This is a genomic window from Hoeflea sp. (assembly GCF_984452065.1).
The window spans coordinates 1-25,724 of the sequence record NZ_CFHWAF010000023.1; the positions used below are offsets into that span (position 1 = coordinate 1).

25 protein-coding genes are annotated in these 25,724 nt (G+C 62.8%); 9 read left to right on the forward strand and 16 right to left on the reverse strand.

The genetic code is table 11. The features are described 5' to 3' along the window. A partial coding sequence (gene hrcA, locus AC5E6N_RS06565; protein WP_491747067.1) for a heat-inducible transcriptional repressor HrcA occupies positions 1-953 on the reverse strand: 953 nt, incomplete at its 3' end. A 153-nt stretch (positions 954-1,106) separates the two neighbouring features. Here hrcA and rph point away from each other — a divergent pair. The 4 genes from rph to hemW are packed head-to-tail and all read left to right on the forward strand — an operon-like array spanning position 1,107 to position 4,065. After that, entirely contained in the window at positions 1,107-1,826 is a 720-nt protein-coding gene (gene rph / locus AC5E6N_RS06570; RefSeq protein ID WP_491747068.1) for a ribonuclease PH, read from the forward strand. A 7-nt stretch (positions 1,827-1,833) separates the two neighbouring features. Beyond that, on the forward strand, positions 1,834-2,280 hold the full coding sequence (locus tag AC5E6N_RS06575; protein ID WP_491747069.1) for a VOC family protein: 447 nt from the start codon (positions 1,834-1,836) through the stop codon (positions 2,278-2,280). Continuing rightward, positions 2,267-2,893: an RdgB/HAM1 family non-canonical purine NTP pyrophosphatase gene (rdgB, locus tag AC5E6N_RS06580; RefSeq protein WP_491747070.1), complete on the forward strand. Its 627-nt coding sequence runs from the start codon at positions 2,267-2,269 to the stop codon at positions 2,891-2,893. Before AC5E6N_RS06575 ends, rdgB begins: the two co-directional genes overlap by 14 nt. Before the next feature lie 14 nt (positions 2,894-2,907). Next, a complete protein-coding gene (gene hemW, locus AC5E6N_RS06585; RefSeq protein ID WP_491747071.1) occupies positions 2,908-4,065 on the forward strand; it encodes a radical SAM family heme chaperone HemW in 1,158 nt (385 codons plus the stop codon). Here hemW and AC5E6N_RS06590 read toward each other — a convergent pair whose 3' ends face one another. From AC5E6N_RS06590 to AC5E6N_RS06620, 7 genes are all read right to left on the reverse strand, one after another. Continuing rightward, positions 4,066-4,401, reverse strand: a complete 336-nt coding sequence (locus AC5E6N_RS06590; protein WP_491747072.1) for a hypothetical protein — start codon at positions 4,399-4,401, stop codon at positions 4,066-4,068. It abuts the gene before it with no gap. Between the two features lie 75 nt (positions 4,402-4,476). After that, on the reverse strand, positions 4,477-5,112 hold the full coding sequence (locus AC5E6N_RS06595; RefSeq protein WP_491747073.1) for a 2,3-bisphosphoglycerate-dependent phosphoglycerate mutase: 636 nt from the start codon (positions 5,110-5,112) through the stop codon (positions 4,477-4,479). A 58-nt stretch (positions 5,113-5,170) separates the two neighbouring features. Then, positions 5,171-5,989: a 4-hydroxy-tetrahydrodipicolinate reductase gene (gene dapB / locus AC5E6N_RS06600; protein ID WP_491747074.1), complete on the reverse strand. Its 819-nt coding sequence runs from the start codon at positions 5,987-5,989 to the stop codon at positions 5,171-5,173. Then, positions 5,982-7,766, reverse strand: coding sequence for an ABC transporter ATP-binding protein (locus AC5E6N_RS06605; RefSeq protein ID WP_491747094.1), 1,785 nt, complete (start codon positions 7,764-7,766; stop codon positions 5,982-5,984). The genes dapB and AC5E6N_RS06605 overlap by 8 nt, the downstream gene beginning before the upstream one ends. A 108-nt stretch (positions 7,767-7,874) precedes the next feature. Next, positions 7,875-8,900: a glucokinase gene (locus AC5E6N_RS06610; RefSeq protein WP_491747075.1), complete on the reverse strand. Its 1,026-nt coding sequence runs from the start codon at positions 8,898-8,900 to the stop codon at positions 7,875-7,877. Between the two features lie 181 nt (positions 8,901-9,081). After that, the gene (gene mepA / locus AC5E6N_RS06615; protein WP_491747076.1) at positions 9,082-10,110 is read right to left on the reverse strand and encodes a penicillin-insensitive murein endopeptidase; all 1,029 of its coding nucleotides are present in this window, start codon (positions 10,108-10,110) and stop codon (positions 9,082-9,084) included. 98 nt (positions 10,111-10,208) lie between these two features. Continuing rightward, positions 10,209-12,020 carry a hypothetical protein gene (locus AC5E6N_RS06620; protein WP_491747077.1) on the reverse strand — a complete coding sequence of 604 codons (1,812 nt, stop codon included), beginning with the start codon at positions 12,018-12,020 and terminating at the stop codon, positions 10,209-10,211. A 282-nt stretch (positions 12,021-12,302) separates the two neighbouring features. Between AC5E6N_RS06620 and AC5E6N_RS06625 the strand changes: the two genes are divergently transcribed. Next, positions 12,303-12,680 (forward strand): GtrA family protein, encoded by a 378-nt coding sequence (locus AC5E6N_RS06625; RefSeq protein WP_491689551.1) that lies wholly within the window; start codon positions 12,303-12,305, stop codon positions 12,678-12,680. 1 nt (position 12,681) lies between these two features. Here the strand turns inward: AC5E6N_RS06625 and AC5E6N_RS06630 are convergent, their stop codons facing one another. The 8 genes from AC5E6N_RS06630 to infC form a co-directional block, all read right to left on the reverse strand. Next, positions 12,682-12,858, reverse strand: coding sequence for a nucleotidyltransferase family protein (locus AC5E6N_RS06630; protein ID WP_491747078.1), 177 nt, complete (start codon positions 12,856-12,858; stop codon positions 12,682-12,684). A 166-nt stretch (positions 12,859-13,024) separates the two neighbouring features. Further along, positions 13,025-14,020 (reverse strand): Gfo/Idh/MocA family protein, encoded by a 996-nt coding sequence (locus AC5E6N_RS06635; protein WP_491747095.1) that lies wholly within the window; start codon positions 14,018-14,020, stop codon positions 13,025-13,027. A 7-nt stretch (positions 14,021-14,027) separates the two neighbouring features. Then, complete coding sequence (locus AC5E6N_RS06640; protein ID WP_491747079.1) at positions 14,028-15,413, reverse strand: nicotinate phosphoribosyltransferase; 1,386 nt, start codon at positions 15,411-15,413, stop codon at positions 14,028-14,030. A 62-nt stretch (positions 15,414-15,475) separates the two neighbouring features. Further along, positions 15,476-17,890, reverse strand: a complete 2,415-nt coding sequence (gene pheT / locus AC5E6N_RS06645) for a phenylalanine--tRNA ligase subunit beta (RefSeq protein ID WP_491747080.1) — start codon at positions 17,888-17,890, stop codon at positions 15,476-15,478. Between the two features lie 63 nt (positions 17,891-17,953). Further along, positions 17,954-19,036, reverse strand: a complete 1,083-nt coding sequence (pheS, locus tag AC5E6N_RS06650; protein ID WP_491747096.1) for a phenylalanine--tRNA ligase subunit alpha — start codon at positions 19,034-19,036, stop codon at positions 17,954-17,956. Between the two features lie 122 nt (positions 19,037-19,158). Next, complete coding sequence (gene rplT / locus AC5E6N_RS06655) at positions 19,159-19,560, reverse strand: 50S ribosomal protein L20 (protein WP_491689555.1); 402 nt, start codon at positions 19,558-19,560, stop codon at positions 19,159-19,161. Positions 19,561-19,591: 31 nt separating this feature from the next. Beyond that, positions 19,592-19,792, reverse strand: coding sequence for a 50S ribosomal protein L35 (gene rpmI / locus AC5E6N_RS06660; protein WP_220228947.1), 201 nt, complete (start codon positions 19,790-19,792; stop codon positions 19,592-19,594). Between the two features lie 268 nt (positions 19,793-20,060). Then, complete coding sequence (infC, locus tag AC5E6N_RS06665; RefSeq protein WP_491747097.1) at positions 20,061-20,597, reverse strand: translation initiation factor IF-3; 537 nt, start codon at positions 20,595-20,597, stop codon at positions 20,061-20,063. Positions 20,598-20,832: 235 nt separating this feature from the next. On the opposite strand from infC, the gene AC5E6N_RS06670 reads away from it, so the two are divergent. The 4 genes from AC5E6N_RS06670 to lepA all read left to right on the forward strand — a co-directional run bounded on the left by AC5E6N_RS06670 (position 20,833) and on the right by lepA (position 25,360). Further along, positions 20,833-21,618, forward strand: a complete 786-nt coding sequence (locus tag AC5E6N_RS06670; RefSeq protein WP_491747081.1) for an alpha/beta hydrolase — start codon at positions 20,833-20,835, stop codon at positions 21,616-21,618. Positions 21,619-21,752: 134 nt separating this feature from the next. Further along, the gene (locus AC5E6N_RS06675; RefSeq protein ID WP_491747082.1) at positions 21,753-22,367 is read left to right on the forward strand and encodes a transglutaminase-like cysteine peptidase; all 615 of its coding nucleotides are present in this window, start codon (positions 21,753-21,755) and stop codon (positions 22,365-22,367) included. Positions 22,368-22,577: 210 nt separating this feature from the next. After that, entirely contained in the window at positions 22,578-23,435 is an 858-nt protein-coding gene (locus AC5E6N_RS06680) for a C40 family peptidase (RefSeq protein WP_491747083.1), read from the forward strand. A 104-nt stretch (positions 23,436-23,539) separates the two neighbouring features. Then, complete coding sequence (gene lepA / locus AC5E6N_RS06685; protein ID WP_491747084.1) at positions 23,540-25,360, forward strand: translation elongation factor 4; 1,821 nt, start codon at positions 23,540-23,542, stop codon at positions 25,358-25,360. The last annotated feature ends 364 nt before the right edge of the window (positions 25,361-25,724 follow it).

Here is a 25,724-nt window from a genome sequence, read left to right on the forward strand (position 1 = left end):
TAGGGCGCAACGATCAGCGACGAGCCGGAGAGGGAAAACAGCTTGTTTTCCGAGCCGATGAAAATGCGGACGCCGGACCCGGCCTCGGCCAGATCCAGAAGTTCGATCAGCCCGTCCTTCTTCTCCAGATCGTCGAAGAGCAGTCTGAGGCGTTCGATTTCCTCCATGTCCGAAATCGTGTCGAGAAGATTGGCGCGGCCGCGCACGATCAGCCGCGCCGGCTGGCCCTCGGCGCTGCCGGACCACACGGCGACACCGCGTTCGACAAGCGTCCGGGACAAAGCGTCGAGCTCGCGGCTGACTTCGGTCTTGAGCTTCCTGATCTCGCCCCTGAGCTCGTTCAGCGTATGGCCGGCAATGTGGGCGTTGAGGAAATTCGCCGCTTCCGTCAACTGGGACGCGGTCACGCCCGCCGGCAGATCGATGATGCGGTTTTCCACCTGGTCGTTGTCTCCGACGAGCACGACCAGCGCCCGCGTCTGCTCAAGCCTGACGAATTCGATATGCTTGATGACCGCGTCGTTCTTGCTGGTGATCACCAGCCCGGCGCCGCGCGACAGGCCGGACAGAAGCTGGCTGGCCTCCGTAAGAAGCGTTTCCACCGACTGGTTGCGCTCGACGCTGCTGACCTGCCGCTCGATCATGTCGCGCTCTTCATTGGACAGATCGCCCGATTCCATGAAGGCGTCGACAAAAAAGCGCAATCCCTGCTGGGTCGGCAGCCGTCCGGCGCTGATATGGGGCGCATAGATGAGGCCGAGCTCCTCCAGATCGCTCATGACGTTGCGCACGGAGGCGGGCGACAGCGCCATCGGCAGGACGCGCGAGAGATTGCGCGATCCGACCGGATCGCCTGATTCGAGATAGAGTTCGACAATGCTGCGAAAAATTTCCCGGGTTCGGTCGTCAAGACGGGCCGGCCGTTCGATACCCATTTGCGAATCCTTACTCATGCAATCGGTCTCTTGGCTGCTGCAGCGTCCATGCGCATAGTTTCACGCTCGCCGCGAAAAAATCAAACGGCATGGCTCCTATATAGTGCATTTTCTTTGCAAGTGCCGCAAAGGAAGGCTAGGACCGGTTACGGATTGAACAGGAGTACCTCTATGCGCCCATCAGGCAGAAGAACCGATGAGATGCGGGCCGTTTCCTTCGAGCGCGGCTTTTCCAAGCACGCCGAAGGGTCCTGCCTCGTCAAATTCGGCGACACCCATGTGCTGTGCACGGCAAGTCTGGAAGAACGGGTTCCGCCATGGCTGCGCAATGCGGGAAAGGGCTGGGTGACGGCGGAATACGGCATGCTGCCGCGCGCGACGGGCGAGCGGATGCGCCGCGAGGCGTCGGCCGGAAAGCAGAGCGGAAGAACACAGGAAATCCAGCGTCTTATTGGCCGGTCGCTGCGTGCGGTGGTCGACCTTGAGGCCCTTGGCGAACGGCAGATTTCCGTCGACTGCGATGTTATTCAGGCCGATGGCGGAACCCGGACGACCTCGATCACAGGGGCCTGGATCGCCCTCCACGACTGCCTCAAATGGATGGAGGCGCAAGGCATGGTGACGGCGCAGAAGGTGCTCAAGGATCATATCGCCGCCATCTCTTGCGGCATTTTCCTCAATCAGCCGGTCATAGACCTCGACTATGCGGAGGATTCGTCGGCCGAGACCGATGCGAACTTCGTGATGACCGGATCCGGCGGCATTGTCGAAATTCAGGGCACGGCGGAGGGCGAACCCTTCAGCGAGGACGAATTCGCCAGCCTTCTCGGTCTCGCCAAGAACGGTATTGCGGGCCTTGTCGAGATGCAGCGGCAGGCGACATCGGCCTGAGACGAGGATGATGAAGCCGCCAAGCCACATACTGGAAACCGGCCTTTATGCCGATGACCTTGACGCGGCCGAGCGGTTTTACGGCGATCTTCTGGGCCTCGAAAAGGTCACGCGGGCCGGCAACCGGCATGTCTTCTTCCGCTGCGGCGAGGGCATGTTGCTGATTTTCAACCCGGATGAATCGGTCAAGCCGCCGGAAAACCCGGCCATGCCCGTGCCGGTTCATGGCGCAAGGGGCGAGGGGCATATGTGTTTTGCGGCAACGGGAAAGGACATCGAGGCCATCAAGGCGCGGCTCGACGCATCGGGCACCGCCATTGAGGCGGATTTCCGGTGGCCGGGCGGCGGCCGCTCGATCTATGTGCGCGACCCGGCCGGCAACAGTATTGAATTTGCCGAACCCCGCATCTGGGGTTTCGGATCAGGAACGGACAGGGGCAGTGAGACAGGTTGAAGACAAGAAGCTGGTCATCGCCAGCCACAATCAGGGCAAGGTACGGGAGCTGAGGCAGCTTCTGGACCCGCTGGGCTACACGCTGGTGACGGCCACGGACCTGTCGCTTGAGGAACCCGAGGAAACCGGCCTGACCTTCGAGGAAAATGCCGAGCTGAAAGCCCGCGCGGCGGCATCCGCATCGGGCCTGCCGTCGCTTTCGGACGATTCCGGTCTCGCCGTCGATGGCCTCGACGGCGCGCCGGGGATCTATTCCGCGCGCTGGGCCGGGCCGCAGAAGGATTTCGGCGAGGCCATGCGCCGCGTCAACGAGGAACTCGAGGCAAAGGCACCCGACAACCGGACGGCGCGGTTTGTGTCGGTGATCTGCCTGGCCTGGCCGGACGGGCATGTCGAATTTTTCCGCGGCGAGGTCGAGGGTACGCTTGTCTGGCCGCCACGCGGCGATCAGGGCTTCGGATATGATCCGATCTTCCTGCCCGTCGGGTACGACAAGACCTTCGGCGAAATGAGCGCCGAACAGAAACATGGCTGGAAACCCGGGCAGGAAGCAGCGCTGTCGCACCGTGCGCGCGCATTCAAGCTCTTTGCCGAGCAGTGCCTCAAGGGCTGACGGGCACAAAAGCAATGCGTGATCAAACAGATACGGGTCTTGGCGTTTACGTGCACTGGCCGTTCTGCGCGGCCAAATGCCCCTATTGCGATTTCAACAGCCACGTCCGGCACCGGCCGGTCGACGAGGCGCGCTTTGTCGCCGGATTTGAACGTGAAATCCGCTACATGCGCTCGCTCACCGGACCGAGAACCGTCACCAGCATCTTTTTCGGAGGCGGCACGCCCTCGCTGATGGCGGCCGAAACCGTCGGCGCGATCCTGTCGGCCATTGCCGAGGCCTGGCACGTGCCGGGCGACATCGAGATTACCCTGGAAGCCAATCCTTCAAGCGTCGAGGCGAAACGGTTCCGCGGCTACCGCGACGCCGGTGTCAATCGCGTATCCCTGGGCGTTCAGGCGCTCAATGACCGGGATCTGAAATTCCTCGGCCGCCTGCACGATACGGCCGAGGCGCTTCGCGCCATCGATCTTGCCCGCGAAACCTTTCCGCGCCTCTCATTCGATCTCATCTATGCAAGGCCCGGTCAAAGCGTCGAGACATGGGGGGAGGAACTGGAGCGGGCGATCGGTCTGGCCGCCGACCATCTGTCTCTCTACCAGCTGACAATCGAGAAGGGCACGCCGTTTTTCCGGCTCCACGACGCGGGAAAACTCGTCGTTCCCGATGGCGAGCTGAGCGCCGATCTCTATGAGGCGACGCAGGAACTGACCGAAGCGCGCGGACTGCCCGCCTATGAGATTTCCAACCACGCCGTGCCGGGCGCCGAGAGCCGGCATAACCTGACCTATTGGCGCTATGGCGACTATGCCGGACTTGGCGCCGGCGCACACGGGCGACTGACCGTATCGGGCGGCAAGACCGGGACCGTCAACTACCGGCTCCCCGAACGATGGCTCGAGCAGGTGGAGGCGTTCGGGCATGGCATGGAGGAGCGGGAAGAACTCGATGAACGTTGCCAGGCCGACGAATTGATGCTCATGGGCCTGAGGCTGCGCGAGGGTATGGATCTTGCCCGCTGGCACGGCCTGACGGGCCGCAATCTCGATCCGGACAGGGAGAGCTTCCTGATCTCGCACGGTCTGCTGGAACGGCTCGGCAATTCACGGCTGCGCTGCACGCCGGCCGGCATGATGGTGCTCGATGCTGTGGTGGCGGATCTCGCCGCGTAGTCAGCCGGCCAAGCAGCGGCGGAAATAAAGCTGCCGCGGCGTGCGGTTGTAATCCCAGGCCGTGCCCTGATCGGCGTAGTAAGCCGCGCTCGCGGGCGGACAGAGCCTGCCGTCGCCATATCCGCAGGGAACCCAGCGGTCGCCGATATAGCCGGGCTCCTGATTGATCACCGGTTTCGGCGGAAACCTCTTTGCCGCCTCGGCCCGGCACTGGGCATAGCTGTTGCCGGCCGACGCGACCGCAGCGTCAGACTGATCCGCCACGTCCGACACGCAACCGGAGACGACCAAAGCCAGAACGGCGAAGAGAGGAATGCGTAGCTTGGCGGTGTTCACAACAGGCCTCGCGATTTGTTTGACGGGAACGGCGAATCGGCGCGGTCAAATGGTTCAATATGATCGCCCGATGCTCTAATGCGCCTTGGACATGTCTCCCAGAACCTCCTTGGAGGCGACGGTGGAATCGGCGTTCAGCCGGTAGACCATGGGAACGCCGGTCGCCAGGTTCAATCCGGTGATCTCGTCGCGCGTCAGGCGGTCGAGAACCATGACCAGCGAACGCAGGGAATTGCCGTGCGCCGCGACCAGAACCTTCTGGCCGGCCAGAACACGGGGCAGTATTTCCATCATGTAGTAGGGCCAGACGCGCGCGCCGGTATCCTTCAGGCTCTCGCCGCCGGGAGGCGGAACGTCATAGGACCGGCGCCAGATGTGAACCTGTTCCTCGCCCCATTTCGCCCGCGCGTCATCCTTGTTGAGGCCGGCCAGATCGCCATAGTCGCGCTCGTTCAGCGCCTGGTCGTGGATGGTCTGAAGATCGGGCTGGCCGACCTTGTCCAGAATGATCTCGCAGGTCCGCTCGGCCCGCACGAGAACCGAGGTGAAGGCGATATCGAAGCGGATGCCATAGGCATGCAGCGCCTCTCCGCCGTCTTCTGCCTCTTTGAGGCCCTGCTCCGTCAGGTCGGGATTCTTCCAGCCGGTAAAGAGGTTTTTCAGGTTCCATTCGCTTTGGCCGTGCCGTACGAGAACGAGTGTTCCGGACATGAAGGCTCCCTTTCTGATGGTCCAAGACGCCAGCCGGATGTTGCCCTGGCAACCGGCTCTATTGTTGTGAAATGCCGAGGACGTCGAGCATTGAATAAAGACCCGGTTCGCGCCCTTTTGCCCACAGCGCCGCCCTGACGGCGCCGCGCGCAAAAATAGACCGGTCAAGCGCCCGGTGGGTCAGTTCGATCGCCTCGCCCTCGCCGGCAATGACAACCGAATGCTCGCCGACGACCGATCCGCCGCGCAGCGTCGCAAAACCGATGCTCCCGCACGGGCGCGGGCCGGTCTGGCCGTCGCGCACGCGCACGCTGTTTTCGAAAAGGTCGATGCCCCTGCCCTCGGCCGCGGCCTCGCCGAGCAGGTAAGCGGTGCCGGACGGCGCGTCCACCTTGTGTCGGTGATGCATTTCCAGCACCTCGATATCCCAGTCGGCCGAACCGAGCGCGCGGGCGGCCTGTTTGACGAGAACGCTCAGAAGATTGACGCCGAGGCTCATATTGCCCGATTTGACGATCGCCGTGCGCCCGGCGGCCGTGCGGACGGCCTGTTCCTGCGCTTTCTCAAAGCCGGTGGTGCCGATGACGTGGACGAGGCCGGACCCTGCCGCAAGCTCGGCAAAGCGGACGGAAACGGCGGGCGCCGTGAAATCAAGAATCCCCTCCGCGGACGCGAAGGCCTCGCCCGGATCGTCGGTCACGACAACGCCGTTGCGGCCAAGGCCCGCAAGTTCGCCGGCATCGCGTCCGATCGCCTCCGATCCGTCACGCTCGACGGCACCCGCCAGCGTCGCCCCATCGACGGCATCGATCGCCTGGACAAGCGCCTGTCCCATGCGCCCGGCGGCTCCGACGACGGCCAGTTTCATATCAGTCATTATCAACCTCGCTGACTGCCGGTTTCCTCTCAAGCCCGAGATCCTCCGTCCCGTCAAGGCCAAGCGCCTGAAGCTTGAGGAACCGTGCATAGATGCCGTCCTCCATGGCGGCAAGTTCGGCGTGCGTGCCCTGCTCGGTCACCCGGCCGCGCAGCATGACGACGATCTTGTCGGCGCGGGCGATGGTCGACAGCCGGTGGGCGATCACCAGAACCGTGCGGCCGGACATCGCCTCATCCAGCGCCTTTTGAACCAGCACTTCGGATTCGGTATCGAGCGCGGAGGTCGCCTCGTCGAGAAGCAGGATCGGCGCCTTGCGGATCAGCGCCCGGGCGATCGACAGCCGCTGTCTCTGCCCGCCTGACAGCGTCGAGCCGCCTTCGCCGATCGGTGTGTCATAGCCCTCGGGCTGTTCGAGGATGAAATCATGGGCATAGGCGAGCCGGGCCGCCGCCTCGACTTCGGCGTCGGTGGCGTCCGGCCGGCCGTAGCGGATGTTGTCGCGGATCGAGCCCTCGAACAGATAAGGATGCTGGGAGACATAGGCGATGCCGGCGCGCAGGGAGTGTTTGGTCACTCCGGCAATGTCCTGCCCGTCGATGAGGATGCGGCCCTCCGACAGGTCGTAGAAACGCGGCAGCAGGTTGACGATCGTCGTCTTGCCGGCACCGGACGGTCCCACGAGGGCGGTGGTCTTGCCGGCTTCCGCGACAAAACTGACATCGTGGAGCACGGGGCTTGTCTCCGCATAGCCGAAGCCGACATGTTCGAAACGGATCTCGCCGCCCGAAATCCGAACATGCTTCGCGCCCGGCGCGTCCGGCTGATGCGGGACGATGTCGAGCACCTCGTAGATCATGCGCGCATTGACGATGGCGCGCTCCAGATTGACCTGAAGCTTGGCCAGCCGGCGCGCCGGATCATAGGCGAACAGGAGCGCGCCGATGAAGGAGACAAGAGCGCCGGGCAATTCGTCGGAGTTTATCGTCTGGCTGGCCGCATAGGCGAGGATCCCGGCAACGGCGAGCCCGGCGAGCGAATCGGTCAGCGGGCCGGTGCGCTCGGTAAGGCGCACGATGCGATTGGACCTTGCCTCGGCATCGGTGACGAGATGGTCGACCTTGTGGCGAAGCTGATCCTCCATGGTGAACGCCTTGACGATGGCAATGCCCTGCATCGTCTCCTGCATCACGCCGTAGACGCGGCTGTTGACCAGCACGGCCTCGCGCGTGACGCTGCGCAGGCGTTTGGAGATATAGCGCAGGGCCAGGACCACCGGCGGGCCGACCAGGAAAACGGCGAGCGTCAGGGCCCAGTCCTGATAGAACATGACGCCGACGAGCGCGACCAGCGTGAGAAGATCCTTCGCGAGCGATGTTATGGTCAGGTTGAGGACGTCGCGGATGCCGGTGGCGTTCTGTCCGATGCGGGACGCCAGTTGCGCCGACCGGGTTTCGCCGAGATAGCCGACCCCGAGCTCCATCAGGTGAGAGAACAGCCGGCGCTGATAGCGGGCGACGATGTTGTTGCCGATCTTCGCCAGCGCCACCGCCTGTCCGTAGCTCGCGAGGCCGCGTACCAGGAAGGCGACAAATATGCCGCCGGTTATCCACCAGATCACCTCGGCGCGCTGGCGCGCGAACGCCTCGTCGACAATGTCTTTCAATATCCATGCAAGAAACGCCGTCGAAAGGGAGATGGCGACAAGGCAGGCAATCGCAAAGGCGTAGGTGCCGATATAATCGCGACCGTTCTCGGAGAGGATACGCCGCAGCATGCCGATAATCGTATAGGGATCGACCCGCTTGGTGTCAGATTCGGCCAAATGAAAAAGCCCCGAAATGGTTGAATACGGGGGCTCTATATACGCTTCGGGACGGTTTGCCTATGCCCTCCAGCGGCGCCCCTCGGTCGCCACACCGAAACGCACCGGCGTGCGCGCGAACGAGGCAAGGCCGAACAGGGCGGCGAGCGGATGGGTGATGACGCAGGTCGGAATGGTGCGCATCATCTCTTCGTGAGGCGCCTTGTCCTCGAATGCGGTGCGAAATTCCGGCCTCTCAAGGACCGGAATGATCTTCTGGGCTATTCCGCCGGACAGGAACACGCCGCCGCGTGCCATGAAGACCAGGGCGAGATCGCCCGCGACCCGCCCGAGGAACGTCGCAAACATCGACAGTGTTTCGGCGGCGACCGGGTCGCTGCCGTCAAGGCCCGCCGCCGTGATCTCGTGCGGCGCGCTGAAGGCAGGCTTGACTTCATCGGCGGCACAGAGAGCGCGATAAAGGTTGACCATGCCGCTGCCGCACAGGATCTGCTCGGCCGATATACGTCCGCCGATGCGTTCCAGATGCGGGAAGATGGCAAAATCACGGTCGGAGCGCGGACCAAGATCGATATGTCCGCCCTCGCCGGGAACCGGTATCCAGTTGTGATTGGAGTAAACGAGCCCGGCGACACCAAGACCCGTTCCGGGGCCGAGCACGACCCGTGACGTGTTGGCTTCGATCGTTCCGCTGCCGATGGCGTGCCGGTGTTCGTCGTCAAGCGACGCGGCGGCCAGGGCCTGCGCCTCGAAATCGTTGAGGACAATGACGTCTTCGAGGAAGAAGTCCTGCATCATCTGCTTCGGGCGCACGACCCAGGGACAATTGGTCAATTGTATCTCATCGCCATCGACGGGCCCGGCAATCGCGAAGATCGCGGAGCGCGGCTGAACCGATGTCTTGTCGAGCACGCAGACCTGGATAGCCTCTTCGATCGACTTGTAGTCGGCGGTTGCCAGGATCGGAAACTCCTTGGGCTGCGCAAACGCATCCACCAGGATGGCAAACCGTGCGTTGGTGCCGCCGATATCGCCGATCAGGATCGGAAAATGAACGATGGCTTCCTGGTCCATGATATTTGGCATTGGTCAGTCCGTCTCCGAAATTGGCCACTCCGGCGGGTCCGCCAAAGCGTGTCGCCGGAGGCCTATTCTGCCGCATTAAATCGATTTGAATTCTTCCTATAGGAAATTGCGAACCCAATTGAAAGCAGCGGCCTCGGCTTATTTTAGCGCAAGGCTGCTTTAATAGAGAATTGTTGCAGTTCTATTGCACGAAAGGCCGCGGTTTCGGCACCGGAACAAGCGCAGGCATCGAAAAAGGCGATCGCACCGGTTTGACCGGCGCAAAGGCCGTGCGGGCGCCCGATACGGCCTGATACGTGACTTCCGTCTCCGTTGCCGGTGCGGCCGAATTCAACACGACGGCGCAGGCCGTCGGCAGATCCGAGAGCATGATGTGCTTCGGCTTTGCCGTCTTCTTCGGTTTCCTGGCAGGCTTCTTCGGCTTCAGCGCGACGTCGAACCACCAATCGAGTTCCTTGCCGCACCCGGCGCTGGCAGGAACCGCATTCTGGGCCCGGCAACTGGCCGATCCACCGGGGCACCGAAGACGGATATGCATGTGATAGTGATGACCGTAATAGGGCCTGATCTTGTTGAGGTTCGACCGGTCGCCTTTCCAGGTCTCGCACAGCTTTTTCTTGATGCCGGGATGAACCAGAACGCGCTGGACCTCGGAGTAGCTGGCCGCGCGCATGATCAGTTTGCCGTGCGCGTCGGTCCAGACCGCCGGGTCGACAACCACCGATTTCGCCTTGAGCACGGAAATGGCGCTTGTCGATTCGCGCTCCTGAGCGTTGAAACGCCGGTTCGGCATGGGTGTCAGCCAGATATCGGCGTCGAGACCGATCTGATGGGAGGCGTGGCCGGTCAGCATCGGCCCGCCACGCGGCTGCGACAGATCGCCGACAAGCAGACCCGGCCAGCCGTCCTTTTCCGCGGCATCGCGTGACAGTTTGTCGATCGTGGCGATGAGTTGCGGATGGCCCCAGCGCCGATTGCGCGAAAGCCGCATGGCCTGCCAGTAGGGGCCGTCCGTCGCTATGGCGATACCGCCTGAGAAACAACCCTTGGAATAAAAGCCATGAACCTGCGCGGGCATCGCCGAGGGAAGTTTCCTGTTGGCGAAAAGCTGCTTGGCCGGCGTGGTTTCGGAGGCAAGGCCCGGACATGCGGTCATCAGCGCGCCGCAGAGCACGGCGAGAAGCTTAATCGGAAATCGTCTTGCGGTCATGGCAAAAGCCTCATCTCGCTCCAATTCATTATAGACCATCATATGGCAAAAGCCGGACGATCACTATCTCCGGCACGATCTGCGGCATGTCGTCGAATTCACGGCACGACCCGGAACACGCTGACCGGGCCTCGCGGACCATTTACGGGTTCGAGAAAGGCGGGGGTATTGCCGGCCGCGAGGGACGCGTAAAGACTGTCCGGATAGGTTCTGACGATGTCGCGGGTCTCCGGATCGCCGGCACAAAACACAACGAGTGTGACTCCGGCCCCGCGCAGGAAAGCCGCCGCGTCCCGTTCGCTGCCCATGGCGATGCGGAATTGCGTCAGCATGCCGCCCTGGTTGCGGTGATAGGGCGCCGACAGCACGCGGTGCGGCGTGAACCGCAGGATCGCGGAACCGAGGCCGGTGCCGGCGGAGACCACACCGGCGGGTTCCGCCGCTAGGGCAGCAAGACTTTCAGCCGAATTGCAGCGCGCATGCTGCCGTGGCCTGTCGGCGGATTGCGTGACGATCGAATCGATACCGCCAACGGCCATCGTTCCGGCAAAGACCCAGAACAGCTGCACGGAAACGAGAATCAGCGCCAGATACTGCACAGCCGCGGCCCCGGCGCTGCCGGAACGGCGGCCGGCCGGGTTTTTCTGCGCGATCAGCGCCGACAGCGGAACGATGGCGATCAGATTGGCAAAAACAGCGCCGCGCACCTGATACAGCGACAGGGCATAGGCGACGGCGATGATGGCGAAGAGGACGAGATACTGGCCGATTTTCTCGCCGCGCCCGATCCACCAGGCGCACACGGCCAGTGCGATCAGGGGAACGGCGTAGAAAGCGCCAAGGCTCCCGGGGCTGATCCTCCCCTGGCTGACGACCGACCGTGCCTCCGTCACGTGATCGAGCCACAGGGCGCGCAGCAGCGGGTCGAGGCCGGCATAGGGTTGCTGAAGGCAGGCCGGCGCAACCAGCACGACCAGTGCGCACAAGACCAGGGCGAGCGTCCCCAGCGCCGCCGATCGGAAACGCCTGCTCCTGTCGCTCCAGCGCGCCGCAAGAAGAAACAGGGCAACGCCGCCCAGCGTGCCGAGCAGGTAGGAGCCTCCGGAGAACGTATCGCAGGCAATGCGGGCATAGGCCGCAGGGGGCGTGAGCAGATAAAAACAGGCCGCCAGCGTTGCCGCAAACGCCATGCCGAAAGCGCGCGCGGCGCGCCGGGCCGGCTGCCCCATCCAGGCCCAAAGGACGGCAATCGCAGCACAGCCGGTTGCCACGATGGGGAGGGTTTCGGCTCCGATCACGACGGCAAGCGCGCCCGCCGCGCCGGCAATCGAACACCATAATCTGCTGAGCTTCGGCTCGGTCAGCCCGGCAACCATAGCCATGACGAGGACAAGCTGGACGTTATGATGATCGATGGATCCGGGCTGGAAACGGTTGTGAGCGACCACGAAGAACGCCGTCAGGATCAGCGCGACAATCATTCCGCCGCGCGCGCCCAGATTGCGCCCGGCAACCGCGGCTGCCAGAAACAGCGGGATGAGCAGCGCCAGCGGCCAGACGAAAAGGGCCAGAGCCTCGGCCGTGGGAATGTCGGTGAACAGGGAGAAGAGTCCTATCATATTGGCGAGCGGCACATCGATCAGCCGCGACCAGTGCATCCGGGTTCCGCCCTCAAGCCCCAGCCGGTACTGGGTCATGTCGAACCAGCCCTGTCCCGCCATCAGGTCCCGCACCTGCACCAGGCGCATGACGTCGTCATTATCGGCGCCGACATAGTCCGCACCGAAATAGATGTGCATCGCCGAAAGAAAAACAGCCGTCAGAGCCACGGCCACCGCAACCGGCAAAGCCAGCGCCGTAGGGCTGCGGGTTTCGTCCACCTGCGGATGGGCGGCATTCGGGTTCGGCACGATCTTTCTCCGGGCGGCCGCTTTTGGCGGCAATTCCAACGCAAGCAACGTAGCCTTAACCTTCCGAAGAAATGGTAAAGGCGTGATCGGACGGCGATCATTGCCGGTGCCGGACGGCCGGCAGGATATTTTGGATTTCCGTCTCCGTAAGCCGTGCAGAATGCACAAGGATGCTGTATAGGGATCACCTGACGGCGCGCCAGCAAGCTAACCTCATCTCGCTCCAGGCACCGTGAATGATCAGCGCCGGTCCGGCGGCAAGGCAAGGAAAACAATCGCTGCATGAAAAAACGTCTGTTGAGTTTCGTCGTTGTCGGCGGAATTGCCTTTGCGACGGATGCCGGACTGCTGATGGGACTGTTGCGCTGGACCGCGCTCGATCCGTTCACGGCACGGCTGATCGCCATTGCCGCGGCGCTGCAGGTGGCCTGGCTGCTCAACCGGAACTTCACATTCGGCAAGAGCACACGTCATGCCGCTGTTGAAGGCATCCGCTACAGCAGCGTCGGTATCGCCACGAGCCTTTTGAACTATCTGGTCTATTCCGGGCTTATCGTGTTCGTGCCGGATCTGCGGCCCGTTTTCGCGCTGACCATCGGCTCCGCAATCGCCACCGTGTTTTCCTATACCGGTTACGCAAAGCTCGTCTTCGGGCGCTAATCTACCAGGGCTCGACCGAGAGCTCGGGCCAAACCTCAAGCGCCCTTTTGGCCTTGGCCGAATAGCCCGGCTCGTTCAACAGCACGCGGTTGGGAACGACGCGGAACGAAAAGATGTGATCGAGGCCGAACGGTGCGCACAGGTCGAGCGTTCCGTCGGGTTCGAGGCGCAGGCCCACGGCATGGGTCCGGGAAGAAAGCGGACAATGTCGAAGAGGATGTCCCGCTGCCTTTCAAACGGCAGTCCGGCATAACGCAGATGGTTCACATTCAGCTCCGGGGCTCGATGTTCACGGCCCGAATCGGGGCGGCGAACACCGATGATGCGGCCTGGCCGGCGGGAATTCAACCGCCCCCGACGGGCTCCCAGCCATGATGACCGGCGGCGCGGTAGACCGCGTCGATCAGTTCCTGGTTCGCCCTCGAACTCTCGAGGGAAAACAGTTCATCCCCGGCGCCGTGGGCGACATCGGCGAACGCTTCCAGCATGTTGCGGTACTGGCGTTCGGCGCCGAAGCGGTAGGTCTGCGACACGGCGTTCGACCGGTCACGCAGCGTGACCGCCGGATAGCCGTAGTCGCCGGCGTTGAACGGCGCCGACACCACAATTGCGCCCTCTTCGCCGTGGAACACCATTTCCTGACGCTGCGCCATCTGGGTCGCGCAGTAGAAGTTCAGATTGAACGCGCCGAAATCGGCCGTCACATTGGCATAGATATCGGTTCCGAATGTCGGGTCCCGCTCGAGCGTGGCACGCACGCGGGACGGCTCCCCGCCGGTCACCATGCGCGTGGCGACGGTCGGGTAGACGCCGATATCGGGCAATGCGCCGCCGCCCAGCTCCAGTATGTTGCGCATATTGTCCGGGTCGCGGTTGAAATAGGTGAACACGCCGCTGACATGGCGCAGGCGTCCGATCGCGCCGCTTTGGACAAGCTCGCGCGCTTTTGCCCATTGCGGGTGATAGCAGACCATGAAGGCTTCGCTGATCAGCAGGCCCAAGCGGTCGCGCTCGGCGATCAGCGCGTCGATTTCGCCGGCGTTCAGCGCAATCGGTTTTTCGCAAAGGACATGCTTGCCGGCCCGGGCGGCCTTCAGGCTCCATTCGATATGCTGGCTGGTCGGCAGTGGAATATAGACCCCGTCGACCTCGGGCGAGGCGAGAAGCTCCTCATAGGACCCGTAGGCGTGCGGTATGCCGAAACGGCCGGCCACCTCCTGCGCGCGCTCCAGATTGCGGCTGGCGATCGCCGTTGCCACGCCGTTTCGCGCGTCCTGCATGGCCGGAAGCAACTGGGTGCGGGCGATCCTGGCCGTCGACAACACGCCCCAACGAAAAATGGCCATATCAGCCTCCCTTTGCGGCTTTCTCCCGGATTTCAGCGAAGGTCCAGTCCTTCAGCAACTGCCCGTCCTCCCAGACCGGCTGCATCAGGTTCTCCCGGTCGCCGAGGTCTTTCAGCGGAACGGCCGCATATTCTCCGTCCTCGCGGATGACCGCCTGGCGGAAGGGCTTGGATGCCTTGCCCGGATCGGTCTTCGGATCCTTGTGGATGCCGGTCCATTTGCCGGAGATGTCCTGCCTGGCATTGGCCTTCATGGCGAAACGCAGCGTGTCGCGATTGACCTTCTGCAGCAGTCCGGCGCCCATGCCGAAGGCGATGTTCTCGGCCGACCAGCCGCGCTCCATGAGCCGGTCGAGGATGATGCGGATCGTCTCCGGCGTCACGCCGTCCCCCTGGATGACCCGGACGGCGGGATTCAGGACCTTGTATCCCTTGTTGTTGACGGAATGGCCGAAAATCGAGCCAAGCATGTCGACGGTGTCGACCGGGACAACCTGCGGGTCGCCCGAATCCGGCCGGACAACCAGGGTGCCGCCCATCTGTTCGACCTTGGAGCGCAGCTCCTTGCCCCAGATCTCGGAAACGGCGTGATAAAGATCGTAGGAATCGGAAACGACGGCGACGATCTTGCCATCGCCGCCGAAGGATTCGATCATGTTTCCGTAGGCCTCGGCCTCGCGTTCCTCGCCCCATGCCGTCATGGTCGAGTGTTCGGCGGCGGGAATGGAAAAGCCGGCCATCGGCTCGCCGTAATATCTGCGTGCATAGACAAGGCCGGACACCGTGTCGGTGCCCATGAAGCTGACGAGATGCGCGACGCCGCCGATGCCCGCCTGTTCCTGCGAGGTGGCGCCGCGGGCGCCGAAATCATGCAGCCGGAAGGGAAGAACATCGCCGTAATCGTCGCAGGAACGCTCCAGCGCCGCGGCGATGATACGGCGTACATTGTGAGACACCGTCGCGACGGTTGACGGATACCAGACGGCGCGCAGGAGCGCCGTCTCGATAAAGGTGGGCAGCCAGAAAAAGTCGGGATCGGTGTTCCTGATCTGCACCAGCGGCGTTCCGGCAGGCGCAATGGATCCTTCCGGCAGGGCTTCAATCAAAATCGGAAAGCTGCCGCCGTGACGGCTGACAAGCAGCTCCCAGCCGTCCCGGTTGAAGGGCAGGCCGTGCGCCGTTACCAGCTCGTCCGCCTCGTCCACATCCTCCATGGTGATGCGCCGGGTCAGATATTCCTTCAGGAACATCTGCAGGCCGAAGAACAACACATGATCGTGCCGGCCTCCGGGCCGGCTCTCGATATAGGCCGAGATGGCCGCGGTCTCGGGCGGATACTGGGCGAAATGGGAGTATTTGTAACTGTCCGTGTTCAGGATCATGTTCATGATTTCGCCCTCGACCGGCCGGTTATGCTCACTTTAAGCATAACCGGCCGGCAAAGCATACACTATGCGCGCAGGACGCCACCGGTTTTTTTGCCGACATTTTCGACGATGCGCTCGGCCAGCGCTTCCAGATCGGCATCGGTGAGCGTGCGGTCATCCGGCTGGATATCGACCTCGACGGCAACCGACTTCTTGCCCTCGCCGAGCGAAGGGCCTTCGAAGAGGTCGAAGACGCTGACATCGACAATCAGCTTCTTGTCGGCGGCGGCAACCGATCTGGTGATGTCGATGGCAGCGACATCCTCATCGACAACGAAGGCGAAATCGCGCTTGAGCGCCTGGAAATGCGAAACCTCAAGCGGTGTTTTGGTCCGCGTCGCCTTGCGTTTCGGTTCGGGTATCGCATCGATACCGACCTCAAAACCGCAGACCGGGCCGGAGACGCCCATGGCATCGAGCACTTTCGGATGGAATTCTCCGAAGGTGCCCAGAACGACTTTCGGACCAAGTTTGATGGTGCCGCAGCGGCCCGGGTGATACCAGTGCGGTCCGCCCGCCTCGATCTGCGCGCCGTCGACCGGCGCGCCGCAGGCTTCGAGAGCGGCGAGCGCATCCGCCTTGGCGTCGAACACGCCGACCGGTTCGGCGGACGCTGCCCAATGGCGGCCGCTGCCTTCGAGCCGGGCATTGCCGCGACGCACCCCGGCGGCCATTCGATGCTGGCCGGTACAGGTGTCGTCCTGATAGACATCGGAGACCTCGAAGAGAGCAAGATCGCCATGACCGCGGTCGGCATTGCGCTGGGCCGAGACCAGAAGACCCGGCAGCAGCGACGGACGCATGTCGGACATGTTGGCGGCGATCGGGTTCGCGAGCCTGAGGGTCTTGCCGCCGCCGCCGAACAATTCGGCCAGATCACCGGGGATGAAGGACCAGTTGACGGCCTCTTTCATGCCCCGCGCCGCCAGGGCGCGCCGCGCCATGCGGGTGCGGATCTGGAGTGTCGTCAGGATGCGCTCGCCGATATGCGCCCGGCGCGGCAAGGGCTGCGGGTCGATGCGGTTTACGCCATAAATGCGCATGACCTCTTCCACAAGGTCGGCCTTGCCGTCGATATCCGGACGCCATGTGGGAATCACAACATCGACGGTTTCACCGTCGCCCTGCGGCTCGAAACCGAGGCGCTTCAATATCCCGATCGCGTCATCGCGCGGCACGTCAATGCCGGTGAGCCGCCGGATTTCAGGAAGCGGGAATGCAATGACCTTCGGCTTCGGTTCCTCATAGCCGGTAATGACCGGTTCGGTCGGATCGCCGCCGCACAGGTCCAGCACCAGCTTGGTCGCAAGCTCCATGCCCTCGGCCATATAGGCCGGGTCCACGCCGCGTTCGAAACGGTAGCGCGCGTCCGTGATGATACCGAGATCACGGCCGGTGCGGGCAATGTTCTTCGGGTCCCACAAGGCCGATTCGATCAGGACGTCGCTGGTCCCCTCATCGCAGCCTGAGCGCTCGCCGCCCATGATCCCGGCAATGGATTCAACGCCATTGTCGTCGGCAATGACGCAGATGTCGTCATTGACCTCGTATTCGCGCTCATCCAGCGCGAGCACGGTTTCACCGGCCTTGCCCCGGCGGACGACGAGATCGCCATGCACCTTGCCGGCGTCGAAGACGTGCAGCGGCCGCCCGCGGTCGAATGTGACGTAGTTGGTGATGTCGACCAGGGCGTTGATCGGCCGAAGCCCGATGGCCGTCAGCCGCTGCTGCATCCATTGCGGGCTGGGGCCGTTCTTGACACCGCGTACCATGCGCAGCGCGAAACCGAGGCAGAGCGACTGCGTGTCGCCGAACTCCAGCGAGACATTGACGGGGCAGGGCCCGTTGCCGCCGGCCGGCGGGGTGTGCGCGTCTTTCAGCGTACCGAGGCCATAGGCCGCCAGATCCCGCGCGATGCCGCGCACGCCCGTACAGTCCGGGCGATTGGGCGTCAGCCCGATTTCGATCACCGGATCGTCCAGCCCGGCATGGGCGGCAAAGCTGGCACCGATTTCGAAATCGCCTTCAAGATCGATGATGCCGTCATGCTCGTCGGACATTTTCAGCTCCCGTTCGGAGCACATCATGCCGTGGCTTTCGACGCCGCGGATCTTGCCGACCGAAAGCGTCAGATCGATGCCCGGCACATAGGTTCCGGGCGCGGCAAACGCGCCGACGAGACCGGTACGCGCATTGGGAGCGCCGCACACGACCTGCACGGGCGCGCCGCTGCCGGTGTCGACGCTCAACACGCGCAGGCGGTCGGCGTCCGGGTGCTGCTCGGCGCTGAGCACACGGGCGATCACAAAGGGTTTGAGGTCGGCCTTGTCGTCGACATCCTCAACCTCCAGTCCGATCATGTTGAGCGCATCGACAATCTCTTCGAGCGTCGCATCGGTCTCGAGGTGATCCTTCAGCCAGGAAAGCGTAAATTTCATCGGTCTATCCGTGATCCAGATGGGCCCGCGCGGAGCGGGCGAATAATGTGTCTATCACCCCGTTCAGGGCGTCAGGCCCGAAAACAGGGTCGGCATATCGAGCGGCCGGAAACCGTAATGGTTCAGCCAGCGCACATCGGCGTCGAAGAAGGCGCGCAGATCCGGCATGCCGTATTTGAGCATCGCAAGCCGGTCGATGCCGATGCCCCAGGCAAAACCCTGATAGACATCCGGGTCGAGGCCGACATTGCGCAGCACGTTCGGGTTGACCATGCCGCAGCCGAGGATCTCCATCCAGTCATCGCCTTCCCCGAACCGGACCTCGTTGCCGGACCGGTCGCACTGGATGTCGAGCTCCAGGCTCGGCTCGGTGAACGGGAAATAGGACGGCCGGAAGCGCATATTGATATGCGGCACCTCGAAGAACGCCTTGCAGAATTCCTGCAGCACCCATTTGAGGTTGGCCACATTGGCGCTCTTGTCGACGACAAGCCCCTCGAGCTGATGGAACATCGGCGAGTGGGTCGCATCGCTGTCGCAGCGGTAGGTCTTGCCGGGGATGACGATCCGGTAGGGCGGCTCGTGCCGCTCCATCGAATGGATCTGCACCGGCGAGGTGTGTGTGCGCAGCAGTTTGCGCTCGCCATCCTCTCCCGCATTGAGGAAGAAGGTGTCGTGCATCTCCCGCGCCGGATGGCCTTCCGGGAAGTTGAGGGCGGTGAAGTTGTAATAGTCCGTCTCGATATCCGGCCCTTCGGCGATGGAGAAGCCCATATCCGCAAAGATCGCCGTGATCTCGTCGACCACCTGGGAAATCGGGTGAATGCGCCCGGCTTCGGCGGGCGAGCGGCGGACCGGCAGGGTCACGTCGACCGTCTCGTTCGCGAGGCGCGCCTCGATCGCGAGGTCGTGCAGGGCCGCCTTGCGTTCGGCAACCGCATCGGCGATGCGGGCCTTCAGGCCGTTGATCGCCGGCCCCATGACCTTGCGCTCATCGGCGCTCATCTTTCCGAGGGTCTTCAGCTTTTCCGAAACACTGCCCTTCTTGCCGAGCGCCGCCACGCGGACGGCCTCGATCGCCTGTTCGTCCTGCGAGGCGGCAATCTCGGCGAGAATGGCCTGTTCGAGCTCTTCCAGATCAGCCATCGTCGTCGTTTCCATCGTCCCGTTGTCTTTCAGCATCTCGCTGCTCCGTAAAAAAAACCCGCGCCGGTCCAGCCAGCGCGGGTTTCCCAAATTCTCAATGTCGTGCCTGGGAAAGCGCTGGCTTAGCGGACAGCGCCTTCAAAAGCATTGGGTGTGGTGTCTTTAAGATAGGCGAGCGACGCCTTGGCGCTCTCCACCAGCGCACCGAAAGCCTCGGGCTGGTTGATCGCCATATCGGACAGCACCTTGCGGTCGACCTCGATGCCGGCCTTGTTGAGGCCGTCGATGAAACGGCCATAGGTCAGGCCATGCTCGCGCACGGCTGCATTGATGCGCTGGATCCACAGGGCGCGGAAATTGCGCTTGCGGGTCTTGCGGTCGCGATAGGCATACTGCTTGGCACGATCGACGGCCGCCTTCGCGGTCCGGATCGTGTTCTTGCGGCGGCCGTAATAGCCCTTGGCCTGCGACAGAACCTTTTTGTGTTTTGCGTGGGCGGTCGTGCCCCGTTTTACGCGTGCCATGATCTAAGCTCCTTGATCGGAATGCGCAGCCCTAAAGGCTGTTCGGCATAAACTTCTTCACGATGCGGGCATCCGGCTCGGACAGAACCATGGTGCCGCGTGCGTCGCGAATGAACTTGTTGGATCTTTTGATCATGCCGTGGCGCTTGCCTGCGGCGGCGGATTTGACCTTGCCCGAAGCGGTGATTTTGAACCGCTTCTTGCAAGACGATTTCGTCTTCATCTTGGGCATTTTGCTACTCCGTTTTCAGGCTGTCGATGCGGCCCGTTTGTTGTTTGCCCCTTTTGAAGACACCCCGCCTTTCGGGCCGGGCCGACAAAACCGCCTGAGCGCCCTTGCGGGCCGGGTCGGTTTCTCGTTCGGGGACAGTGTTGCATTCAAAACCGCCACGGCATGCCCTGCCGGACGGTTCGGACGCGGCCTTATAGCCGCCAATGAACGCCAGCGCAAGCGGTTTTGACCCCGTATCCCGCGCCGGCGGCGTTCGAACTGCTGTGTCTTATTTCGGTGCCAGCACCATCATCATCTGCCGGCCCTCGAGCTTCGGCTCGGCTTCGACCTTGGCAATCTCGACCGTGTCTTCCTTGACCTTCTGGAGCAGCTGCATGCCGAGCTGCTGGTGGGCCATCTCGCGTCCACGGAAACGCAACGTCACCTTGACCTTGTCGCCGCTGTCGAAAAAGCGGTTCATTGCCTTCATCTTCACGTCGTAATCATGCGTGTCGATGTTCGGCCGCATCTTGATTTCCTTGACCTCGACGGTCTTCTGTTTCTTGCGGGCCTCGGCGGCTTTCTTCTGCGTCTGATATTTCAGCTTGCCGAGGTCGAGAACCTTGCAAACCGGGGGATTGGCATTAGGGGAGATCTCCACGAGATCGAGCCCCGCGTCCTGCGCGACTTCGAGCGCTTCTTCTATTGAAACGTCTCCGCGATTGTTCCCCTCATCGTCGATAAGCTGCACCCGGTCAACCCGGATGTCCTGGTTGGCGCGCGGTCCGGTATTGGTCGGCGGCGGCGCTCTGAATGGTCTGCGAATGGCCGTAGTCTCCCTGGCTGTTTCGTTTCTCGCTCCAATGTCCGGTGCGCGGCGAGCGCGTGCGGACAGAGGCGGCAATGTCACCATCGCCGCAATCAAGTCAATAGCATGACTTGTGAAAAAAATCACCCGCCGGGGGCTTTGCAGACCGCCACGGCCCGTGCTTTTGGTTTACGATCCGTTCGCCGCAGACCTATTTGCGGCAATCTTCGGGCGACACAAACAGGATCATGGAATGACGCAAGCAGCAGAGCAAATCGACGTGGGGACGGGCGAGGACCGGCGTGCCATCGCGGTGCGGCACCGCAGCGGCGCAACGAGCGGCAAGCCCGGCCTTTTCTGGCTCGGGGGCTACCGGTCGGACATGGCCGGCACGAAGGCGGTCGAGCTTGACCGTTTCGCCGGCGAGAAGGGCCTTGAATGCACGCGGTTCGACTATTCCGGCCACGGCGAATCCGGCGGAGCGTTCATGCGCGGCACGATTTCCCGCTGGCTCGAGGAGAGCCTTGCCGTTCTCGAGCGGTTCGCCGGCGGGCCGCAGGTGCTGGTCGGATCGTCCATGGGCGGCTGGATCGCGCTCAGGATGGTGCAGGAATTGAAGGGGTCGGGGCACGGGGACCGGATCCACGGTCTTTTGCTGCTGGCGCCGGCGCCCGATTTCACGTCCGTCCTGCACGAGCCGCTGCTGAACGACGCGCAGCGAAAGGACCTTGAGGACAAGGGCTATTATGAAGAGGAAACGCCCTACGGGCCGGACCCGAACGTGTACACGCGCGCCCTGTTCGAGGACGGCCGGCGCAATCTGGTGCTCAGCGGCATGATCGAAACCGGCTGCCCCGTCCATATCCTGCAAGGCATGGAGGACCCGGACGTGCCCTACAGCCATGCTTTGCGGCTGATCGAGCACCTGCCGGCCGACGATGTGGTTCTGACGCTGGTGCGGGACGGAGATCACCGGCTTTCCCGCCCACAGGATATCGCCCTCCTGCTCAATGCCGCCGGTCAGATGACCGGGGCATGACCGAACTGCAACACTTGTCCGTTCTCTCGGTAACCATAAACAGAACTTCACCGGTTTGTTTGTTGACTCAGGACCCGTCCCCAATCTTAACTGTTTATTAACGATTATAAGGGGCGTACAGGGACGGGTCGTCTATGAAGGGCGTGTTTTTGAAGGCTGCAATTGCCGGTTGTCTCGTCGCGATGTCGTCGACACCGATCGTCATGGCCGCGCAGCCGACGGGGTCGTCCATGGTCGTCGGCGACGTCACATCGCAGCCCATCGGTCACTATGAATTCTGCAAGCGCAACCGCGCGGAATGCCGGGGAACCGGGGTTCGCACAGCGCCGCCGCGGGTGACCAGTTACGGCTGGACCGTCGTGCGCGAGGTCAACCAGTCCGTCAATTACGCCGTCATGCCGATGACGGATTACGAAATCCACGGCCGCGAGGAGGTCTGGTCCTATCCCGATGTCGTCGGCGACTGCGAGGACTATGTGCTGCTCAAGCGCGCCATGCTGATCGAGCACGGCTTCTCGCCGGCCGATCTGCTGATCACCGTCGTGCGCAAGCCGAACGGCGAGGGTCACGCGGTGCTGACGCTGCGCACCTCGGACGGAGACTATGTGCTCGACAACCTCGAGGACGAGGTGAAGATGTGGATCGACACGCCCTATACCTATCTCAAGCGCCAGGCATCGTTCCACGCCGGCCGCTGGGTGGATATCGAAAACGGCGACGAGCTGATGGTCGGCTCCATTCCCGAGTAAGCGGCTTCTCCATCACGTTCAACGGGACGCAATCATCTGCCCCAGCGCCCCGAGCGACGATGCGGCATCACCGGGGTTTTGCGCCTGCTCGTCACCAGCGCGATGACCCGCGCCACATCGAATTCCGCGGAACGAACAATCGCGGCAATATCAAAAGAACGTGTCGAAACGCATCTTGATATCGTCGGCGTGCCGCCAAATAGTAGGGATATGGCGGAGGACACTTCAAAGACCGTATCGCAAGATACATTTCTCGACCGGCTGGGCTATTGGGTCGCGGGCCGCCTGCGCAGCGAGACCTCGGGCTACCAGCCCTATACGCCGTCGGACCCCGAAACGCTGGAGCGCACCCTGCAGCCGGGCGACATCCTCCTTGTCGAGGGCAATCAGAAAATCTCGGCGGCGATCAAATATCTCACGCAGTCGACCTGGTCGCATGCGGCGCTTTATGTCGGCGATGCCTGCGGCGAGCCGGAAGAGGGCGCCGAAAGGCTGCAACTCATCGAGGTGGTGATCGGCGAAGGCTGCGTCGCGGTACCGCTCAAGAAATACGCCACCTACAATACGAGGATATGCCGGCCGGTCGGCCTGACGGGCGACGACCGCCGCGCCGTGGTCGACTTCATGATCTCGAGCATCGGAACCAAATACGACCTGAAAAACATCTTCGACATGCTGCGCTATTTCCTGCCGACGCCGCCGGTGCCGGTCCGCTGGCGGCGGCGCATGCTGTCCTTCGGATCGGGCGATCCGACGCGGGCCATCTGTTCGTCGCTCATCGCGCAGGCCTTTCAACGGGTCCGTTATCCGATCCTGCCGGAAATCCGCCGCATGCCGGGCCATATGACGGCGCAATCGAAATATTCGCGGCGCGAGATCCTGCATATCCGGCACCATTCGCTGTTCACGCCGCGCGATTTCGACCTGTCGCCCTATTTCCGCGTCGTCAAGCCGACGCTCGAACACGGCTTCGACTACAAGGCGCTGAACTGGCATTCGCACGAGGGCAAGAAGACCAGAACGGCGGACCGGGAATTCGTGATCGAGAGCAGCACGAAGAGCGATTGAGTTCAGCGGCGTCGCGGCGGTCTTCGTGCCGCCGGCGGCCTGATGGCGTCTTTGCCCGCAAAATGACTTTTCAGCGCCCCATGATTTGCTCTATAGGGCCTGCCATGACCGCATCATCCAGTATCCCGCTCTCGCGCATCCGCAATTTCTCGATTGTCGCCCATATCGACCACGGCAAATCGACCGTCGCCGACCGGCTGATCCAGACGACGGGCGGCCTTGCCGAACGGGAGATGTCCGAGCAGTTGCTCGACAATATGGATATCGAGCGCGAACGCGGAATCACCATCAAGGCGCAGACGGTGCGGCTGCATTACGAGGCAAAGGACGGCGAGACCTATATCCTCAATCTCATCGACACGCCCGGCCATGTGGATTTCGCCTATGAGGTCTCGCGCAGCCTGTCGGCCTGCGAGGGCTCGCTGCTTGTCGTCGACGCCAGCCAGGGCGTCGAGGCGCAGACGCTGGCCAATGTCTACCAGGCGATCGACAACGATCATGAGATCGTCACCGTCCTCAACAAGATCGACCTGCCGGCGGCCGAACCGGAGCGGGTCAAGGAACAGATCGAGGAGGTGATCGGCCTCGACGCATCGGACGCTATCGAGATTTCCGCCAAAACGGGCCTCGGCATCGAGGAGGTGCTGGAGGCGATCGTCCACCGGCTGCCGCCGCCGCACGAAGGCGACGAGGCCGCGCCGCTGAAAGCACTTCTGGTGGACAGCTGGTACGACGCCTATCTCGGCGTCATCGTCCTGGTGCGGGTGATCGACGGCGTGCTGAAAAAGGGCCAGACCATCCGGATGATGGGAACGGACGCCAAATACCCCGTTGACCGGGTCGGCATCATCACGCCGAAGATGGTCAATGTGGACGCGCTCGGCCCCGGCGAGATCGGCTTTATCACCGCCTCGATCAAGGAAGTGGCCGATACGCGCGTCGGCGACACCATCACCGAGGAGAAGCGGCCGACGACGGAGGCGCTTCCGGGCTTCAAACCGGCGCAGCCCGTCGTCTTCTGTGGTCTCTTTCCCGTCGATGCGGCGGATTTCGAGGATCTGCGCAGCGCCATGGGCAAGCTGCGGCTCAATGATGCGAGCTTTTCCTTCGAGATGGAAACCTCGGCGGCGCTCGGTTTCGGCTTCCGCTGCGGTTTCCTCGGCCTTTTGCATCTGGAAATCATCCAGGAACGGCTGGAGCGCGAGTTCGACCTCGATCTCATCGCCACCGCGCCCTCGGTCGTCTACGAACTCGTCATGACCGACGGCAGCCGCCGCGAGCTGCACAATCCCGCCGATATGCCGGATATCGTCAAGGTCGCCGAGATCCACGAGCCGTGGATCCGCGCGACGATCCTGACGCCGGACGAATATCTGGGGCCGATCCTGAAACTGTGCCAGGACCGGCGCGGCATCCAGATCGAGATGACCTATGTGGGCTCGCGGGCGATGCTGTCCTACGACCTGCCGCTCAACGAGGTGGTGTTCGATTTCTACGACCGGCTGAAATCGATCTCCCGGGGCTATGCCTCCTTCGACTACCAGATCACCGATCTGAAGCCCGGCAACCTCGTCAAGATGCAGATTCTGGTCAATGGCGAGCCCGTCGACGCGCTGTCGATGATGGTGCACCGGGATGCGGCGGAAAAACGCGGCCGCGACATGTGCGAGAAGCTCAAGGACCTGATTCCGCGGCACATGTTCAAGATTCCCGTTCAGGCGGCGATCGGCGGCACGATCATCGCGCGCGAGACGATCTCGGCCCTGCGCAAGGACGTGACCGCCAAATGTTACGGCGGCGATGCGACGCGCAAGCGCAAGCTTCTGGAAAAGCAGAAGGCCGGCAAGAAGCGCATGCGCCAGTTCGGCAAGGTCGATATCCCGCAGGAGGCTTTCATCGCGGCGTTGAAGATGAAGGATGATTGAGTAGCGCGGGGGTTTTGCGCTCACCGCCGCTGCGCGGCTGCGCTTTTAATTGGTTTTGTCCTCACGGTTGAGCGCCTTGTTTGTTATCGCTCACGGCCGCACCGCCGCTTCGCGGCTGGCCTGCGCGGGCGCGCCGCATGAGCGGCGACGGCCGGTCGGCCTTGCGAAGCTCTGCGAGCTTCGAACCATTTTTCCTTGCAAAGATATCATGGAAAAAGAACCCGGTGCGCAGCACCGCAAGCGCGACCGCGCGTCGGGCCTTATGGCCCGCCCCGTCCGGAGGTTAGCGGCGAAGCCGCGCTCAACCGTGAGGACAAAAAACCGAGCAGCGGTGCTACGCATCGCAAACAAAAGAACCCCCGCC